Consider the following 17343-nt stretch of genomic DNA (forward strand, 5'->3'; position numbering starts at 1 on the left):
TTGTTTATCCCGTTCAAAATTGTGTTATGAGTAATATAGAGATAATACCGGTAGACGTAAAGGAGCATTATGTGGCCATATCGGCCATGATGCGGGGGCTGCATGACAACGAGCGCATACTCAACCATCGCACCGCCCTGTGGGACGATATAGAGACCTCCTATATGCGCCATATAGTGCAGATGCAGGCAGAGTGCGAAGGCCTATGCCTTGTGGCCTACAACGATGATGTGCCCGTGGGCTTCATATTCGGCTATGTAGAGGAAGAGGACGATAGCCGTTTCGAGGAGTATACCGGCAGGGTGCTATATGTGTCCGATGGTTTTGTAGACGCTGCCCACAGGCGCAGGGGCATCTACAGCAAGCTGAACAAGCAACTGGAAATATATTTTATGGCCGCTGGTGTAAAACGCATATACCGCTTTGCACTGGTGGGCAACGACAATATGCGGCATTTCCTCACCGGCGATGGCTATACACCTACACGCATACTGTACGAAAAGTGGCTGTAGTGCCACGATCGCATTAGTTTTGTACCATGCGTATACTCATGGTATGCCTGGGCAATATCTGCCGCTCTCCTATAGCCGAGGGTGTGCTGAGGCATAAGATAGAACAAAAGGGATTGAACTGGACGGTCGATTCGGCCGGTACCAATTCATACCACACAGGCGAGGCGCCACATCGTTTCTCGCAGAAGGTATGCCTTGCCAATGGTATAGATATTTCCTGCCAGCGCGCCCGCACATTCACCCCCGCCGATCTGCAGCGGTACGATAAGATATATGTCTTTGCCGAAGACGTGCTGCGCGACCTCGGTCGCATAGCCGGCCGCCATTCCGACCTCAGCAGGGTAGAGTATTTCCTCAACGAGCTCACACCCGGCAGCAATGCCTCCGTCCCCGATCCCTGGTATGGCGATGAGACCGGCTACCTGCCTGTCTACGACCTCATAAACAGAGCGTGCGATGCTATTATAGAGAAGTATGGCAAGTAGTCAAGCTATATAAGTGTCAGGCGATCCCGGTCAGATCAGATAAACTATATACTTCGTCAATGGCTAGGAAGGAAAGATTGGTGCCATCTATTATTTCGAATTCCTTCTTTTGTTCAGGGGTCAGTCTCTTGATGTCCTCGAATTGATCTAGTGGAACAATAAAGGTCCTGTCATTCGAAAGATGAACGAACATGATAGAACTATTCAGGAATTCGATATTTCGTATCTCCGGAGTCTTTGCTGTTATGATCATAACCTGATAGCTTTAACGGGTTCATTATTGTAAAAATGTTCCAATTGCCCCATCAGAACATCTCTATGTTCTACTATTAGTTGTTTTATTTCATTCAATTCTCTTTCGGAGAAGCCACCTGTCTTATTGTCATCCAGTTCTATTTCGGGTTCCAGCCAAAATTTACAGGAACGTTTATAGCCTTTATGAGCATAAGTACAATGGATGTGCCTGCGTAATTCATTGATGTCAGCGCCATAGATAAGAAAGATATAGCGCGAGAGGATCAGCAGTTTTCCCATTTGAAAGTAAAGTTACGACAACTGTGGTTATGATGATGTCAGGATATGGGTCGTCTATTTGCTATACTACAGGAAAGACAATAAAACAAAAAGCCGGAGAGCACTACTCCCCGGCTTTCTACTTTATACTTTCTACTAACGACTAAACATGCGCTACCTGCGGCATCTCCTGCGGGTACAGCTTCTTCTCCAGCTTTTCGCGAATGGCGGAGAAAGCAGCCAGTGTCTCGTCTATGTCCTTGTCGGTATGGGCTGCTGTAGGTATTATACGCAGCTCTATCTGGCCTTTTGGTATCACAGGGTACACTACTACCGAGCAGAATATGTCGAAATTCTCACGCAGGTCATATGTCAGCTGCACGGCATCGTACAGGCCACCTTTCATGAACACGGGTGTAACGGGCGTATTGGTAGTGCCCAGGTCGAAACCGCGCTCCCTGAAACCGTCCTGCAGTTTGCGCACATTGTACCACAGCTTCTCGCGAAGCTCGGGTTTGTTGCGCAGCAGTTCCAGGCGCTTCAGGTTGCCCACCACGAAGGCCATCGGCAGCGATTTCGCATATATCTGCGAGCGCATATTGTAGCGCAGGAAGGTCAGGATCTTCTTATCTGCCGCCAGGAAGCCACCTATGCTGGCCATAGACTTGGCAAAGGTAGAGAAGTAGATATCTATATCTTCCATGCAGTTCTGCTCTTCGCCTATACCTGCACCCGTGGGGCCCATGGTACCAAAGCCATGCGCATCATCTACGAACAGGCGGAACTGGTATTTCTCTTTCAGTACTGCCAGTTCTTTTATCTTGCCCTGGTTGCCGCTCATCCCGAACACGCCCTCGGTGATGACCAGTATACCACCGCCGGTCTTTTTCACCATTTCGGTAGCGCGTGCCAGCTGCTTGTCGCAGTCGGCTATATCGTTGTGCTTGTATACATAGCGGTGGCTCGGTATCAGGCGCAGACCATCTATTATACATGCGTGCGACTCTGCATCATACACCACCACATCGTGGCGGCCGCACAGTGTATCTATGGTAGATACCATGCCCTGGTAACCGAAGTTGAATAGCATAGCGTCTTCCTTGCCTACGAAATCGGCCAGTTCCCTTTCCAGTTGCAGGTGATAGTCCGAGTTACCGCTCATCATACGCGCGCCCATTGGCGACGCCAGTCCGTATTTTGCGGCAGCATCGGCATCGGCCTTGCGCACCTCGGGGTGGTTGGCCAGGCCCAGGTAGTTGTTCAGGCTCCACACTATCTTCTCTTTTCCACGAAACTTCATACGGTTGCCTATCTCACCCTCCAGTTTGGGGAACGCGAAGTAGTTTGGCGATTTTTCGGCATAGTCACCTATAGGACCGAGCCTGTTCTCGAATTTGGCAAATATATCCATGTGTTATAGTTGTTTAATGCGTAATGCGATCAGTATGTATACATATGCGTATCTCATGCCGAACGGGGGCAAAATTAATAAAAATATTACCGCCATTTAAATGGCTATTTCGCATTTTTACATTCTAATGTTCGTTTTTTAACATCTCTAGTGCTAATGCTATGATCATCAGGACATCTAAACTGCTTATACTGTTAATAATTATATTTTTTTGCGCCTGCCGCCACGACCGCGACCAGGTGAACAGGCCCAAAATAGTAGTAGGTATAGTCATAGACCAGATGCGCTGGGACTACCTCTACCGCTATTACGAGCGTTACGGGCACAGTGGTTTCCGGCGGCTGCTGCGCAATGGCTATAGCTGCAACAATACCAGTATCAGCTACCTGCCCTCCTATACTGCGCCGGGGCACGCCTGTATCTATACGGGTTCGGTACCTGCCATACACGGCATAGCCGGCAACGACTGGGTAGACAGGCGCACGGGCGCCAAATGGTACTGCGTACAGGATACCTCCGTCACGCTCACCGGCGGCGATACCAAGGGCCAGCCTATGAGCCCCGCCAACCTACTCACCACCACCATCACCGACGAGCTGCGCCTTGCTACCAACTTCGCGTCCCGGGTATATGGCGTGGCCCTAAAGGACAGGGGCAGCATCCTGCCCGCAGGTCACCTGGCCAATGCCGCTTACTGGTATAGCGAGCATACGGGTGGTTTCATCAGCAGCAGCTATTACAAGGATCCCGAGCCCGAATGGCTAAAGGCATTCAACAACAGGAAGACCGGCGACAGCATGGTGCAGGAAGGCTGGTACCCCCTCTACGATATCAGTACATATACGCAAAGCACTGCTGATTCTACCCCCTGGGAAGGGCCTTTCAAATGGGAAAAAGCACCTGTATTCCCTCACAGGTTCGATGGGCTGGACGAGGAGAAGCGCAGGGCGGTAATAAAGAGCATACCTGCCGGCAATACCTACACCCTCATGATGGCCAAGGCCTGTATGCAGGGCGAAAGCCTGGGCAAGGGCAGTGCCACAGATATGATCACTATAAGCCTTTCCAGCACCGACTATATAGGGCATCGCTTCGCTATAAACTCTATAGAGGCTGAAGATACCTATCTGCGCCTGGACCGTGATATCTCCGATCTGCTCCTTTACCTGGACAAGACCTATGGCCGCAATGGTTACCTTGTCTTCCTCACTGCCGATCATGGTGCGGCGCACAATGGAGGTTTCCTGGCCGCTAACGGTATACCCGCCGGTATAGAGGGCGATGGGGTAATGGATGGATTGAACGGATACCTGCACCAGACGTTGGGTCTTGACTCTATCGTCACTTTTATGAGCAATTACCAGGTATGCTTCGACGAGGTGCGCATAGCTGCCTCCGGTAAGGACCGCGAGACCGTAAAACTCACAGCCATGGCATGGCTGAATGCCCAGCCCAATGTGGCCTATGCCATAGATATGGAGAACATATGGCGCAATACCGTACCCGAGCCCATTCGCACCATGGCTGTGAACGGCTATCACAACCATCGCAGCGGCTCTATACAGGTAGTGCTCAACCCCGGTTGTTACAATGGCGATGGGCATACCACAGGCACCACTCATGGTACCTGGAACCCCTACGATAGCCACATACCCCTGCTATGGTATGGCTGGCACATAAAGCGCGGAGCCTCTGACGAGCCCGTACATATGACGGATATAGCCCCCACACTGGCCTCGCTGCTGCACATACAAATGCCCAGCGGCTGCGTAGGCAAACCCATCATTGGCCTTAAAAAGGAACATTAAGGGAACGAAGCGATGCACCGGGTGCTAGAAGCAAGGACATCATGGCCATCAGGCCATCACTTTCATCAAGGTCCGAACTAATTCACCATCGCCCAGCTGAAGCCAAAGCGCAGCATGGTATTGGGCATGGCGTACATAGGTATGGTCACATCGCCGGTGGTGCGGCTACGAACGGGTGTGCCGGAGAACAGTATGGCATTGCGCGCGAATAGCTGCTGCATGTTCTCTCCTGTGAGGAAGGCCCTGAACCGCTTGATACGGAAATTGAAGAACACCGCCAGCTCGGGGAAGTTTTTCACCGTGTCATAGTTCTGGTAAAAGAAACGGTTGAACTGTGCGTCATAGCCTGCAGGGGTATAGGCAGTATTATACCTTGCCTCTACGCCCGTAGCTATTTTTATAGCATTGTGGAACAGCCCCTTCTCAAAGCTCAGTTGGTGGCGGCCCATTACCTGTGGTACGTTCACCGGCGTACTGGCGCTCACGGCCTGGTATACCAGTTCATTGTCCAAGTAGAAGCTGCCTACGCGGAACACCTTGCGTATCCACACCTGCGGCAGGGTAAAAGATGCCGTGTATTGTGCAGGTATACCCTCGCTGCCCTGGTATATATAGTTGTTGATGATGTACCCCCTTGCACCGCCCGACAGCCGCAGCCGTGCGCTTTCCAGCATGGCAAAGGCCGATGTGATGCTCTCCCGCTCCAGGTCGAAGAATTTGAAGGCATATATGTTCTGATAGTCGGTATAACTGTAGGGGGCGCTGCCCAGTTGCTGGCCGGCGCCTGCGGTAAAGCTGCCGCCTATGCTCTTCAGGCGTTTGCCCAGCAACGCATTAAAAGCGAAGTTGCCCGCATAGGTCCCCGTAGTATAGAGTTTCAGTGCCGCGCCATATTCCCACGCATTGGCTGCCAGGGCTTCCTTCCTTATGTTGCCCTCTATATAGGTGCCGGCCATGCTGCGGCGGTCGTAGCCTATGCGGTAGTAGGGGCTGTCGGCTATCAGCTTCGATACCGGGTCCGATATGAACTGGTCGTACCGCACACCCGCCCCCGCACTGAACTGCAATTGGCCGTTCTGCTTGCCGAAGAAGCCATTGAAGAGTACTTTATTATCGACCCAGAACCACTTTTGCCGGGTAAAGACCGAATCAGCCCCGGCAGAGTAGTACGCATTCCCCTTGTTGGGGAACGACCGTTGAAAGAGCGATGTATACCGCATAGAGTCCGGTGCCAGGTCTTTATAAGAGTGCTGCTCGGTGCTCATGGTGGCATTGTGGCTTATGCTGAACCTCGGGGTCAGGGTATAGGTATAGGCCGCCGTATCTTCCTCGTCCCATAGGGTATCGGTCACGCCCCATGTGTAGGCATGTTCCAGCATCATGGTCATGTCGCGCTGCACATTCGCCACGGTCGATCGTGTGGTGCTGTACGTCGGGCTTTCGTATGCTGTGTTCAGTATGCGGCGGTTGTTATAGTCCGGCGAGTCCAGCAGGTCGCGGTACAGTACACCTCCGTTCTCATCGTGCTGCTGCTTGTTGTATACCATACCGCCATGCAGGGTATAGTGCTTGTTCAGGCTTTTGTAGTTGGTAGATAGCGCAAAGTTGTCGTCATTATTGCGCTGCACCTGGTAGTAGCCCGGCGACGATATCTTCCTGTACTCCACAGCCACGTTCCAGTTTGGGCGTATGTTCTGTGTGTGCATTATCGATGCAATGTTCTCCTGCCTGCCTGCCATCTGGTAGCTGAATACCGAGTACGGCCTGTTGGTGTTATAGTACTTCAGGCTGTCCACATTGTAGCGGTACACATCATATACATGGTAGCCCAGTGTTGGCCCCACCCGGTACTCGGGGGTGAATAGCAGGTTCAGCACAGGGCTGCCGGGGTTGCCCATATCCCGCTGCCATGGCTGTATGAACAGCCTGCGGTGAAAGGTGTGTATGCCCGTATCTATATTATGCTCGGTAGCGCTGTTGCGGTAGTGGTAGTGTATCACCGCTTCCTGGTTCTTCCAGCCGCCATTATTGGTCTTGTCATTGCTGGTATCGCGCTGCGGTGTCATGGGCAGGGTAGATGGTTGCCCCCATGCCGTAAGCGCACATAGCAGCGGCAGCATCAGTAATATGGCTTTTACGGGCCTTGTGAACGGGGCTTTCTTCAATAGACAGATATTAGTGCATGCCTGCTGTATGGCAACAGGTCCGCAAAATTAAGCACCGGGGGCCAATATATCGCATAGCGCTAATGCTAACTATTTCCGAATATTCGCTACCACTCACAGGCTATTTTATTAGGTTTGTGGTATGAGGGCACCCTTTGTCGCGGCATTCCTGTTGTTATGTTCGGCAGTATGCCCGGCGTACGCCCAGCCGCAATTGCCCGATATGGCCGCTACCGTGGTCGATAGGGTGGTGCAGCTATCCTGGCAGTGCCAGTACGATGGCGTGAAGACCATCATCGTGCGCCGCTCCTCCGATAGCCTGCGCAATTATACTGATATAGGCAATGTGCGCAATACCACCAAAGGCATACAGACCTTTACCGACGAGCGTCCGCTGCATGGCAGGGCATACTACAAGCTCACGATAGTTTTCGTATCCGGCCTCAAATGGGGCAGCAACCACTGCGGCATCACTACCGACGATGTGGCCATGCCCACACTTGCCCCAGTGGCTGCTGCACCCGGTGCTTCGTGGGGCAGCGATCGCCCACAGGTCTATATATCTTCGCCCATGCCCGATATGGATGATGCCTCTTTCATCATACCCATACATATACGTCCCAATCCCACCACCGGCCATATCGATATGCGCCTGCCCGATGATCATGGGGCGCACGTCTATTCTGTGGCCTTCTTCAATGCCAAAAAACAAATGGTGTTCGATATACCTGCCATAAAGGCCCGGGTATCAATCCTCGATAAAAGGAATTTCCAGAGAAAAGGCCAGTACCGCTTCATACTGCGCCGCGATGGTGTCATCTTCGAGACCGGTTATGTGATTGTGGATCTGTGATGGTACGCTCTCCGCTCTCTTACCCTGCACTCATTTCATTTCCCTCTTCCCGGGAGAGGGTCGTGTGACCACATCTTTTGTAGATCATAATATCCGCCAGAAATGCTCGGTAGGAGCAATAGGTTTGTAGAAATATCTTTTTATCCCGTCTTTGCTCCGTCAGGAGCTACCTATATTTTATCGGGTAACCCCTACGGGGCAATATGTGTTATATATTCATATTGTGCTACAGACCTTTAGCCCCGCCGGGGCGAACATACCATCGAATAAGAACTTGTGAGTAATGATAGCATCGACAGGCTGGGGCTTACCTGCCGCAAGTAGGGAGAGGTCCCTTAATTCCCCGATGCCGCATCGTCGAATTCCTGCTCTTCCTGTAGCATATCGTCCCACTCGGGGCCTAGTTGCAGGGCAGTGCCGCTGTACAGGCGCATCATCTGCACCATCTTCTCTGCATCCCACGAGTATACGCCGGGGGCAAAATATACCCTGCCATTGGGCGTATCGAAGTAGAGGTTGCCCTCATGGTGCAGGCTCTGTATCAGGTGCTCCTGTGTCTCGAAGCCGAAGTAATCGAAACATTTGCCCTTCAGTGGATGGTCGGTCTTGCCGGGTTTGCCCTGGTAGTGCAGCGGGCCTATATGCCTCCATTCGAAACGGCTGGCATGCCGCGACAGCAGGGTATTGCGAAGAATGGTGATGTGGCCGGCATCCAGCAGCAATTGCTCTTTGAAGAATATGCGCGCCAGGAACCTGTATGCGGCTATTATATACAGTGCCGATGCTCCCAGTGCCGCCACCCAGTTGATGATGCTATGACTGAACGGTAGCGATTGCAGCAGGAATATGGTGGCCATACCCAGCGTAGCTATCAGCTCTGCTATATACAGTGCACGAATGCGCCTGCTCACCTTATTGCCCAGCGTAATGAGCAGTGTGCGGTCGCCCCAGTGATATGTGATATTACGCTTTGTCACTTGTTCTCAAGCTTGTTCGGTTATGTCGGTCGTCATTCCTTATTTGTTACAGGCAGTTCCATCACCACTTCTGCTCCAAACACCTCTTCGAACTGTTCTATCAATATATCCTTTACTTCCTGTACATCTACCTCGCGGCCCAGCTCCTGCTGCATCGATGTCACACTCTTGTCCGTTATGCCGCAGGGCACTATGTGCCCAAAGTAGCTCAGGTCGGTATTCACATTCAGCGCAAAGCCGTGCATCGTTACCCAGCGGCTGCACCGCACACCCATGGCGCATATTTTGCGGGCGCGGCCCTTTACATCGGCATCCAGCCATACGCCTGTAGCGCCCGGCAGGCGGCCTGCCTCTATGCCATACTTTGCCAGCATGCCTATCATCACCTCTTCCAGGTTGCGCATATACTTGCCCAGGTCGGTCACAAAGTGTTCCAGGTCCAGTATGGGGTAGCCCACTATCTGTCCCGGCCCGTGGTAGGTTATATCGCCACCCCTGTTCGTTTTGAAGAAGGAAACATTCAGTTCTTTCAGTCGACTGTCGTTCACCAGCAGGTTCTCCATATGCCCGCTCTTGCCCAGTGTGTACACATGCGGGTGCGAGCAGAACAACAGGTGGTGCTGCGTAGCTACATCAGCAGGTCTTGCGGCCTCGGGAGTGTTATACCATTCCGACTTTATGTCCAGGTTCGCCTTTAGCAGGGTCTCCTGGTAGCTCAATGCCGCATCATATGCTATCTCGCCTAGGTCTTCAAATAGAACTGTCCTCATAAAAAACGAATACGCAATTTACGAAATAACGTCTATATAATGTTAAATAATGGTTATGGATGCCGCTCCCGGCGCATGTTTTACACCTATATGACGTGTAATCATTTGAGCCTCTTTGCCTAAGGAGAAATAAAATATCTATCGCTTCCTGTTCACCAGCGCGCCTGCGGCTGCGGCCATACCGCCTGTGAGGGCGCCTATGAGTACGGTGAGGGCTATATAAAAGCCATAGCCCGGCAGGTGGAACAGCTCTGCCATGCGTGTAGAAAGAATGTGATGATTGGGTATGTCGCGGTACAGGGCCGCTATGAGCCACCACAGCCCTACGCCACACATGCCTGTAAGGAAGGCCTTGCCCGGCCGTAGCGCCGCCATTACCGATACGGTAAAGGCCACCAGCGCTATGCTCCACCATGGCAGCAGCCACTCTGCCAGCGCGCAGGTCACAAGTATGATCACTGTAGTATTGAATGCTCTCATATGGTTCCTGTCATTCGGGCTTTATGCTCCATGTATATTTTATGCGGTCGTTGTGCTGGCTGCTCATATTGGGCAGGAACAGCAGTTTGTAATACTTGCCATCTACCCAGTGCTGCAGGTAGTCGGCATAGTAAGGGCTGCCGGGGTTTCCGCTCTGCCCGCCGGGGTATACGCCATATGCTTCTATCTCGTGCCCCATCTGCACCACCATTCGCCACGATGGCCCATGGTCGCCCTTCATGGCGTTCACCGTATTGCCCCAGCCGCCCGTGCGCAGCTTGTTGTAGCTGAAGGCCGGTAGCTTTGCCAGGTGCGTTACCGATGTGTTCTTGCCTATATACCATTCCAGCCCTTGCGTTTTGGCCCGGCGGTCCAGGCTGTCGGTGGTCTGCTTCAGGCTGTGCAGCACTATGTCGCGCAGGGTCTCTTTGCGCTTGGTTCGACGGTCGTCATAGTATTTCAGGTCGGGCTGGGTCACCAGCAGTTGCATGGTCCGCTCTGTCGATGGCATCAGGTTGTCCGGCACACGCCCCAGGTCATCGCCCCATATGCCCAGGTACAGGTTGCGCCACCATAGCTGGAAGATAGAGCCTGCCATGCTGGCGGCCTGCAGCCTGCTGTCCCAGCGGCGCATGGTATCCAGGTAGCGGTTGCCCTGTACATCGCGGCTGTGGGCCAGCATCACCGGCAGTACCGTACCGGCGAGTACCGAGTAGTCGTCGTTCTGCAATGCGAACATATCCTCTACCGTCACCTTGGGCATCTCTGCCAGCGCCTGGTTTATTCGCCATGCGCGCAGCTCGCCATAGTCGCCATTGTACCAGTAGGGGTAGGTACTGTCTGTAACGCATTGGTTGGCAGAGCTTAAAAAACCTTGCGCAGGGTTCAGCGCATGTGGGTTCTCGCGCATGGGTATCAGTTCCCGCCACAGGGTGGCGCTGTCCCATCCGCTCATCACATATTCGCCCTGCTCCTTCCATTTGTTCACAAATTGGCCCTGTCCCCATAGCGCTATATTGCCTGCGCGGTCGGCATATATCATGTTCTGCGCCGGGCACTCGAAGTGCAGTATACCGTTCACAAAGTCCTCATACCCCTTTGCCCTGTTCAGCTTATATATGGCCATTATCTCGTTGCTGGCACGGTGGCCCATCCAGCACATGGCCAGCGGGCGTTTCAGGCTGCCTTTTTCGTTGTAATGCTCGTCATATATCAGTGGTCCGTGTATGGTATATCGTACGGTATCTATGAAGTCGTCCTTGCCTTTTATCCCTATACGTTCGGTACGCGTGGTATAGGCTACCTGCTTCCCTGCGAACCAGTATTTGCTCTCGTCGCCTTTTACAGGGCGTATCTCGTAATAGTCCTTTACATCGCGGTAGTTGTTGGTAAGGCCCCAGGCCACGCTGTCGGTAAATCCTATTATCACTCCCGGCGCTCCCGGCAGCGATGCCCCATATACGTTCATGCCAAGGCATTGCAGTTGTGTCTCGAACCATAGCGAAGGCAGGTTCAGCCCCAGGTGCGGGTCATTACACAGTATGGCCGCGCCCGATGCTGTTCTGCTTCCACTCACGGCCCAGTTGTTGCTGCCCTTGCCTTCTTCGCGCCTGTAGCCGAAGTCGGTAGAACGGTATACCGGGAATGCCACACTGTCGGGTGGGGCAGTGGGCCGCCCCAGCGATGGCGGGTCGAAGGCCGTGCCCGATGGTATCACCGGTGTGCTGCCCTCTATCTTGTCGGGGTAGAGCAGTGCCAGGTCGCCCGGCGATAGTATGCTGCGCAGGTAAGAATGAGGTATATCGTCCGTCTTGCCTGTCAGGTCATCGGCCATATACTTCAACAGCAGCATGCATTTCAGGTTCGTCCATGGCTCAGGTTCAAAGCCTATCAGCTTATACTCCAGCGGGTAGCGGCGATAGCTCAAAGACGATATGTAAGTGTTTATACCCTCGGTATACGCATCCAGCATAGCCCTTGTGCGGCTGTCGCTTTCGGCTGCCCGCAGCGAGTTCTCAGCGGCATACAGCATACCCTTCCTGCGCTGTTTGCGATCGAAGTCGAATGCTTTCATGCCCACTACCTCGCTGATGCGTCCTGCGGCCGCTCTTGTCTGCATATCCATCTGCCACAGTCGGAAGTACGCATGTACATAACCCTGCAGGAAGTATACATCATGCTCAGATGCTGCATGTATATGCGGCACCATCCTGTCGTCCCACCATATGCTGGCATTGCCTTTTAGGCGGGGAAACCGTTCTTCATCGGTATAGTTCTTGTTCTCAGGCTCGGCAGCGGCCAGGGCGCCGCTCACGGGGTCCAGTATCTTGCCCAGTGGTGGCAGGGGCCCGATAGCAGTATTCAGCAGCCATACCCATGCTATGGTGACAATGATAAGGAATATACCCCACGACCGCGACCGCAGCCGCTGCCTGAAACTTACATCCCTTCCTGAGCTTCTCCTATAATATGCCATATGACCAAGAACAGGCTCTGTAAATATGCTCCTGCACTTTAGGCAGGTATTATGATCCGTTGATAGTTAAAGAATTTTTGATAAGGGTTCTGTTGTATTTTCTATGACCCCACTTGCCTAGTTCACGGGCAGTTGTATCTCGTAGGTTTTCCCGGGCTTTACTGTCAGTTTGTGGGCCCGCAGCCATGGGTTATATATTTTCAGCATCTTGTAGCTGGTACCGTTCTCCTTTGCAAATTCCGTGAGGTCGGCTATCGTATGGTCCACATTGACGGTACGGTATTTCAGTGGTCTGTATTCTTCCGATTCCTCTACTGTCAGTCCATATCTCCGCGGGTCCGACATTATATGTTTGAAAGCCAGTATGCGGAACACATATCTATTGGTCTCCTCGGGAAAGATAAGGTCATAATAATTGGTGGCCTGCTGGAAGTCGGCCTGTTTGGCATATCCTGCCATGCCACAGTTGTATGATGCCGCCGCTGCCGTCCACGATCCGAACTTGTCGCGCGCCTCCTTGAAGTACTGGCAGGCGGCATCTGTCGCTTTCACTACATTGAAGCGCTCATCCACCTCATCATTTATCTCCAGTCCGTAGCGCGGGCCGGTGTCCTTCATAAATTGCCAGAAACTGGCCGCACCCACTGCAGACCACGCATTTTGCTGCAGGGCGCTCTCTGCCACGCACACATATTTCAGGTCCTCGGGCATATTATTGGCCCTTAGGCGTGCCTCTATTATTGGAAAGTACCTGCCCGACAGTTTCAGTATATATAATTGTGTACCATGCAGATAGGTGTTCACCAGTACTTCCCTGTCCAGTTTTTCGCGTACTTCCCATTTGTCCAGCGGCACGTTCTCCCCGCAGAACTCCATACTCTTCGGTATATGCGGCACATGCCACTTATACTGTGGCCGCCCCTCTGCCGACATATCTACAGGGGTAGTGCCCGGGTCTATCTTGCGCGATGCGATACCCATTATCACCCCGGCGCCTATCACCAGGCCCACGCCAAAATATAAAATACCCCTTGTTCTGGTGTTCATGCTTTAAAGTTAGTACAAAACATAGCCTTACATACAATAGAACTCCTAAATTTTTTCAACGTTTCACACTTTATTCACAAACGGCCACATATTCATTTTTACACCCTGTATGTGCGCTTTTTTGTGTGCGCAGCTATGCCGAAAATGGATAAATAATTACATTTGGCTATCACTATTCTCTGATGGCAAAAAAGACGAATATCCCTAATAAAAGACCTGCGCCTGTACCACAGCCCAAACCCGCAGCGGCTGCTAAGGCGCCGGAAAGGAAAGAACAGGTAAAAGACCCCATGATACCCGCATGGCTGTACGACTTCAGGGTACAGGCCATTATAGTGGCCCTGCTGGCATTTGCGCTATATGCCAATACCTTTAAACATGAATATGCGCTTGACGATACCATTGTCATAGTAAAGAACGAATATGTGCATGAGGGCTTTGCCGGTATCGACGATATATTTACCAAAGATGCCTTCGATAGCTACTACAAGCAGTTCAACTCTTCCAACCAGCTTTCGGGTGGTCGTTACAGGCCGCTATCCATAGTCACCTTTGCTATAGAGCAGCAGTTCTTCGGCGCTGTACCTGTAGATAAGGTAGATAGTGTGCTGGCCCGTGGCCTGTCTTACGAAATGAAGTCGAAGGAAGAGCAGCAGTTCCTGCGCAATATGCATATACGCCATGTCTTCAATGTGCTATGGTATATGGCCTGTGTAGTGGTATTGCTCTATTTCTTCCGCTACATCGTCTTCCGCGATAACCATATCATGGCCCTCATAGCCGCTGTGCTCTTTACGGCACACCCCATACATACCGAGGTGGTGGCCAATGTAAAGAGCCGCGATGAGATAATGTCGCTCCTGCTGTTGTGCGGCACCTTTATCTATGCGTTCAAATATTATGAGAACAAGAAGATAATTACCCTTATCTCGGCGATGGTATGCCTCTTTATGGCCTTCCTGGCCAAGGAGTATGCCATCTCCATGATACTGTTGCTGCCGCTGGCCTTCTATGTGTTCAATGGTTTCACCATCGGCCAGTGTTTTATGGCAGTGCTGCCATACCTGGGTGTGGTAGGCGCCTACCTGGCGTGGCGCTTCAGCATAGTGGCACCCATGAACGAAAGTTCTGACAACGACCTGCTGAACAACCCCTATGCCAATGCCGACAAGACCGAGCAACTGGCCACCAAGATATCTACCAGCCTCAATTACGTCAAGCTCCTTATTTTCCCACATCCCCTTTCTTCCGATTACTCTTACAATACCATACCGTACAAGAATTTCTCACATCCCCAGGTATGGGCCTCGCTCATAGTGCATGGCGCACTTTTCCGTTGGATGTTCAAATTCTTTACCAAACGTCATGTGCTCAGTTTCGCGCTGGCTTTCTACCTGCTCAATCTCCTCATTGTCTGCAACCTTATCTTCAACATAGGCGGCACCATGGGCGAGCGTCTTATATTCCACTCTTCGGTAGGTTTCTGCATCATAGTGGCCTACTTCCTCTACAAGGCCATGGAAATGATAAAGCCCGCCGCTACCGGCAGGCTGGCTATAGCAGGCTGTGTAGTGCTCATCACCGCCCTCTATGGTTTCAAGACCATAGATAGGAACCAGTACTGGTTCAACGATGAGACCCTCTTTGCCGAAGACATCAAGACCACGCCTAATAGCGTCCTTGTCAACTCCAATGTGGCATCTTCCTACATCAACATGGCCGAAGCCGAAAAAGATACCGTGAAGAAGTTCGAGGCCCTGCGTACAGGTGTAAAGTACTATAACAAGGTGCTGCAGATACACCCCACATTCGTATCGGGCTACATGAACCGCGGTGTGGCCTACCTGAAACTGGGTATACCAGACAGCGCCAAGTTCAATTATGATATGGCCCGCAAGCTCTATCCCAATTACCCCAAGCTCTACGAGGTATATTATAACCTCGGGGTATGCTACTACCTCTCGGGCCGCCTGCAGGAGGCCATAGGTATATGGCAGCAGGTAATGCAGATGGAGCCCAAGTATATAGTGGCCCAGCAGAGCATCAATACGGCTACGCAGCAGTTGATGGCCGCACAGCAGGCCATGCTGCAACAGCAGCAGGCCGCCCAACAACCACCTAAAAAATAGAGGTAAACCACCTTACACAGCCCATGAACGAAGGCATATTCCGGAAGAAAACGCTGAGGCACATAGAGAAAGAAGTAGCCGAAGGTCAATCCGATGGCCACGCCACCAGCATGCAGAAGGTGCTCACCGTGCGCGACCTCACCTTCATGGGCATAGCCGCCATAGTAGGGGCGGGTATCTTTTCTACCATAGGCAAGGCCAGCTTCGATGGTGGTCCGGGTATCATTCTGCTGTTCCTGTTCGTATCGGTGGCCTGTGGTTTCTCGGCTATCTGCTATGCCGAGTTCGCCAGCATGGTGCCGGTATCGGGCAGCGCCTATACCTATTCCTATGTTGCCTTTGGCGAGGTAATAGCGTGGATAATAGGTTGGGACCTGCTTATGGAGTATGCTATTGGCAATATTGCTGTAGCCATATCGTGGAGCAGCTATTTCACCTCCCTTATCAATAGTATAAAGATAGGCGGGGTGCAGCTACACATACCCGAATACCTGGCCACCGATTACTGGACGGCCAAATATGGCCTCTCTGATGCCGCCAGGCTGGCTTGGGCCAATGCGCCTGTGATAGGCGGCATCCGTTTTATCTGCAACATTCCGGCCTTCATCATCACTGCCATCATCACCTGGATCATATATATAGGCATCAAAGAGTCGCGCCGCAGTACCAATGTGATGGTGATACTGAAGATAGCCATTATCCTGCTGGTAATGGTGGCCGGCTGCTTCTATGTCGATACCGCCAATTGGACACCCTTCCTACCCAATGGTATAGGCGGTGTGCTGGCAGGTACATCGGCCGTGTTCTTTTCCTACATCGGGTTCGATGCCATATCTACCACGGCCGAGGAGTGCCGCAACCCTCAGCGCGATCTGCCTCGTGCCATGTTCCTGTCGCTTATTATATGCACGGTGGTATACATACTGGTTGCGCTGGTACTTACCGGTATGACCAGCTATAAGAACCTGGATGTAGGCGACCCATTGGCCTATGTATTCAGCACCATGAACAGCAAGTGGGCCAACTGGATAGCCGGGGTCATATCCATCAGCGCGGTAATAGCCACTGCCAGTGTGCTGCTGGTCTTCCAGCTGGGCCAGCCCCGCATATGGATGAGCATGAGCCGCGATGGCCTGCTGCCGCCCGTGTTCGCCCGCATACACCCTAAGTATAAAACGCCCTCTTTCTCTACCATACTCACCGGCCTCATAGTAGGTATACCCGCCCTCTTTATGAACCTTTCGGTGGTGGTAGACCTCACCAGCGTGGGCACACTATTTGCCTTTGTGCTGGTTTGTGGCGGTATACTGCGCCTGCAGAACCACCCGCAGCGCCTGCAGAGCAAGTTCAAGACCCCCTATGTCAATTCCAAATGGATCACTCCTGCTCTCCTTATCCTTTCTGCTGTATTGCTGGGCCTGTACTATCCCGGTGGCTACAAGGCCGCCCTGGGTATGGATGGTGATTGGGAGCATATACGCACCCGCATTCCCTTCTGGCTGTTCGGTATAGTTTTCACCATTACGGCAGTACTATCTTTCCTGCGCAACTATTCCCTTATACCCGTGCTGGGCTTCCTTTGCTGCACCTACCTTCTCTGCGAGTCCGGCGTGTCCAACTGGGAGCGTTTTCTTATTTGGCTGGTCATAGGGCTTGTCGTCTATTTCCTCTATGGTGCCAAACACAGCAAGCTGCTTAAAGAGGAAAAGTTATAATG

15 protein-coding genes are annotated in these 17343 nt (G+C 52.2%); 6 read left to right on the forward strand and 9 right to left on the reverse strand.

The annotated features are described in order from the left end of the window. Positions 1-26 precede the first annotated feature (26 nt). Complete coding sequence (locus tag ABD843_RS01765; RefSeq protein WP_345077591.1) at positions 27-512, forward strand: GNAT family N-acetyltransferase; 486 nt, start codon at positions 27-29, stop codon at positions 510-512. A 26-nt stretch (positions 513-538) separates the two neighbouring features. After that, the gene (locus ABD843_RS01770) at positions 539-997 is read left to right on the forward strand and encodes a low molecular weight protein-tyrosine-phosphatase (protein ID WP_345077594.1); all 459 of its coding nucleotides are present in this window, start codon (positions 539-541) and stop codon (positions 995-997) included. Between the two features lie 16 nt (positions 998-1013). Here ABD843_RS01770 and ABD843_RS01775 read toward each other — a convergent pair whose 3' ends face one another. From ABD843_RS01775 to ABD843_RS01785, 3 genes are all read right to left on the reverse strand, one after another. Next, complete coding sequence (locus tag ABD843_RS01775) at positions 1014-1250, reverse strand: DUF2442 domain-containing protein (RefSeq protein ID WP_345077597.1); 237 nt, start codon at positions 1248-1250, stop codon at positions 1014-1016. Continuing rightward, on the reverse strand, positions 1247-1531 hold the full coding sequence (locus ABD843_RS01780) for a DUF4160 domain-containing protein (protein WP_345077600.1): 285 nt from the start codon (positions 1529-1531) through the stop codon (positions 1247-1249). The genes ABD843_RS01775 and ABD843_RS01780 overlap by 4 nt, the downstream gene beginning before the upstream one ends. 142 nt (positions 1532-1673) lie before the next feature. After that, the gene (locus ABD843_RS01785; RefSeq protein WP_345077603.1) at positions 1674-2921 is read right to left on the reverse strand and encodes an aminotransferase class I/II-fold pyridoxal phosphate-dependent enzyme; all 1248 of its coding nucleotides are present in this window, start codon (positions 2919-2921) and stop codon (positions 1674-1676) included. A 161-nt stretch (positions 2922-3082) separates the two neighbouring features. Here ABD843_RS01785 and pafA point away from each other — a divergent pair, with 161 nt between their 5' ends. Then, positions 3083-4729, forward strand: coding sequence for an alkaline phosphatase PafA (gene pafA, locus ABD843_RS01790; protein WP_345077606.1), 1647 nt, complete (start codon positions 3083-3085; stop codon positions 4727-4729). Between the two features lie 77 nt (positions 4730-4806). Here the strand turns inward: pafA and ABD843_RS01795 are convergent, their stop codons facing one another. Next, the gene (locus ABD843_RS01795; protein WP_345077609.1) at positions 4807-6894 is read right to left on the reverse strand and encodes a putative porin; all 2088 of its coding nucleotides are present in this window, start codon (positions 6892-6894) and stop codon (positions 4807-4809) included. A 142-nt stretch (positions 6895-7036) separates the two neighbouring features. Between ABD843_RS01795 and ABD843_RS01800 the strand changes: the two genes are divergently transcribed. Next, the gene (locus tag ABD843_RS01800; protein ID WP_345077611.1) at positions 7037-7747 is read left to right on the forward strand and encodes a hypothetical protein; all 711 of its coding nucleotides are present in this window, start codon (positions 7037-7039) and stop codon (positions 7745-7747) included. A gap of 335 nt (positions 7748-8082) precedes the next feature. Here ABD843_RS01800 and ABD843_RS01805 read toward each other — a convergent pair whose 3' ends face one another. From ABD843_RS01805 to ABD843_RS01825, 5 genes are all read right to left on the reverse strand, one after another. Next, complete coding sequence (locus ABD843_RS01805) at positions 8083-8724, reverse strand: hypothetical protein (protein ID WP_345077614.1); 642 nt, start codon at positions 8722-8724, stop codon at positions 8083-8085. Between the two features lie 32 nt (positions 8725-8756). Continuing rightward, positions 8757-9494, reverse strand: a complete 738-nt coding sequence (gene lipB, locus ABD843_RS01810; protein ID WP_345077617.1) for a lipoyl(octanoyl) transferase LipB — start codon at positions 9492-9494, stop codon at positions 8757-8759. A 138-nt stretch (positions 9495-9632) separates the two neighbouring features. After that, positions 9633-9974 (reverse strand): hypothetical protein, encoded by a 342-nt coding sequence (locus tag ABD843_RS01815; protein WP_345077620.1) that lies wholly within the window; start codon positions 9972-9974, stop codon positions 9633-9635. A gap of 10 nt (positions 9975-9984) precedes the next feature. Beyond that, positions 9985-12450, reverse strand: a complete 2466-nt coding sequence (locus ABD843_RS01820) for a penicillin acylase family protein (protein ID WP_345077623.1) — start codon at positions 12448-12450, stop codon at positions 9985-9987. Between the two features lie 117 nt (positions 12451-12567). Further along, entirely contained in the window at positions 12568-13497 is a 930-nt protein-coding gene (locus ABD843_RS01825; protein WP_345077626.1) for a lytic transglycosylase domain-containing protein, read from the reverse strand. Between the two features lie 182 nt (positions 13498-13679). Here ABD843_RS01825 and ABD843_RS01830 point away from each other — a divergent pair, with 182 nt between their 5' ends. Together ABD843_RS01830 and ABD843_RS01835 are read left to right on the forward strand one after the other, a co-directional pair. Then, positions 13680-15626 carry a tetratricopeptide repeat protein gene (locus tag ABD843_RS01830; protein WP_345077629.1) on the forward strand — a complete coding sequence of 649 codons (1947 nt, stop codon included), beginning with the start codon at positions 13680-13682 and terminating at the stop codon, positions 15624-15626. Positions 15627-15649: 23 nt separating this feature from the next. Next, entirely contained in the window at positions 15650-17341 is a 1692-nt protein-coding gene (locus ABD843_RS01835; protein WP_345077632.1) for an amino acid permease, read from the forward strand. Positions 17342-17343 lie beyond the last annotated feature (2 nt).

The organism is Nemorincola caseinilytica, from assembly GCF_039540515.1.
GTDB lineage: Bacteria > Bacteroidota > Bacteroidia > Chitinophagales > Chitinophagaceae > Nemorincola > Nemorincola caseinilytica.

What these genes read in the sequence shown, in the direction of transcription:
- ABD843_RS01770 (WP_345077594.1), top strand. Translation starts at nt 539, where the DNA reads ATGCGTATACTCATGGTATGCCTGGGCAATATCTGCCGCTCTCCTATA.
- ABD843_RS01830 (WP_345077629.1), top strand. Translation starts at nt 13,680, where the DNA reads ATGGCAAAAAAGACGAATATCCCTAATAAAAGACCTGCGCCTGTACCA.
- ABD843_RS01835 (WP_345077632.1), top strand. Translation starts at nt 15,650, where the DNA reads ATGAACGAAGGCATATTCCGGAAGAAAACGCTGAGGCACATAGAGAAA.
- ABD843_RS01825 (WP_345077626.1), bottom strand. Translation starts at nt 13,497, where the DNA reads ATGAACACCAGAACAAGGGGTATTTTATATTTTGGCGTGGGCCTGGTG.
- ABD843_RS01820 (WP_345077623.1), bottom strand. Translation starts at nt 12,450, where the DNA reads ATGGCATATTATAGGAGAAGCTCAGGAAGGGATGTAAGTTTCAGGCAG.
- ABD843_RS01775 (WP_345077597.1), bottom strand. Translation starts at nt 1,250, where the DNA reads ATGATCATAACAGCAAAGACTCCGGAGATACGAAATATCGAATTCCTG.
- lipB (WP_345077617.1), bottom strand. Translation starts at nt 9,494, where the DNA reads ATGAGGACAGTTCTATTTGAAGACCTAGGCGAGATAGCATATGATGCG.
- ABD843_RS01800 (WP_345077611.1), top strand. Translation starts at nt 7,037, where the DNA reads ATGAGGGCACCCTTTGTCGCGGCATTCCTGTTGTTATGTTCGGCAGTA.
- ABD843_RS01765 (WP_345077591.1), top strand. Translation starts at nt 27, where the DNA reads ATGAGTAATATAGAGATAATACCGGTAGACGTAAAGGAGCATTATGTG.
- ABD843_RS01815 (WP_345077620.1), bottom strand. Translation starts at nt 9,974, where the DNA reads ATGAGAGCATTCAATACTACAGTGATCATACTTGTGACCTGCGCGCTG.
- ABD843_RS01780 (WP_345077600.1), bottom strand. Translation starts at nt 1,531, where the DNA reads ATGGGAAAACTGCTGATCCTCTCGCGCTATATCTTTCTTATCTATGGC.
- ABD843_RS01785 (WP_345077603.1), bottom strand. Translation starts at nt 2,921, where the DNA reads ATGGATATATTTGCCAAATTCGAGAACAGGCTCGGTCCTATAGGTGAC.
- pafA (WP_345077606.1), top strand. Translation starts at nt 3,083, where the DNA reads ATGATCATCAGGACATCTAAACTGCTTATACTGTTAATAATTATATTT.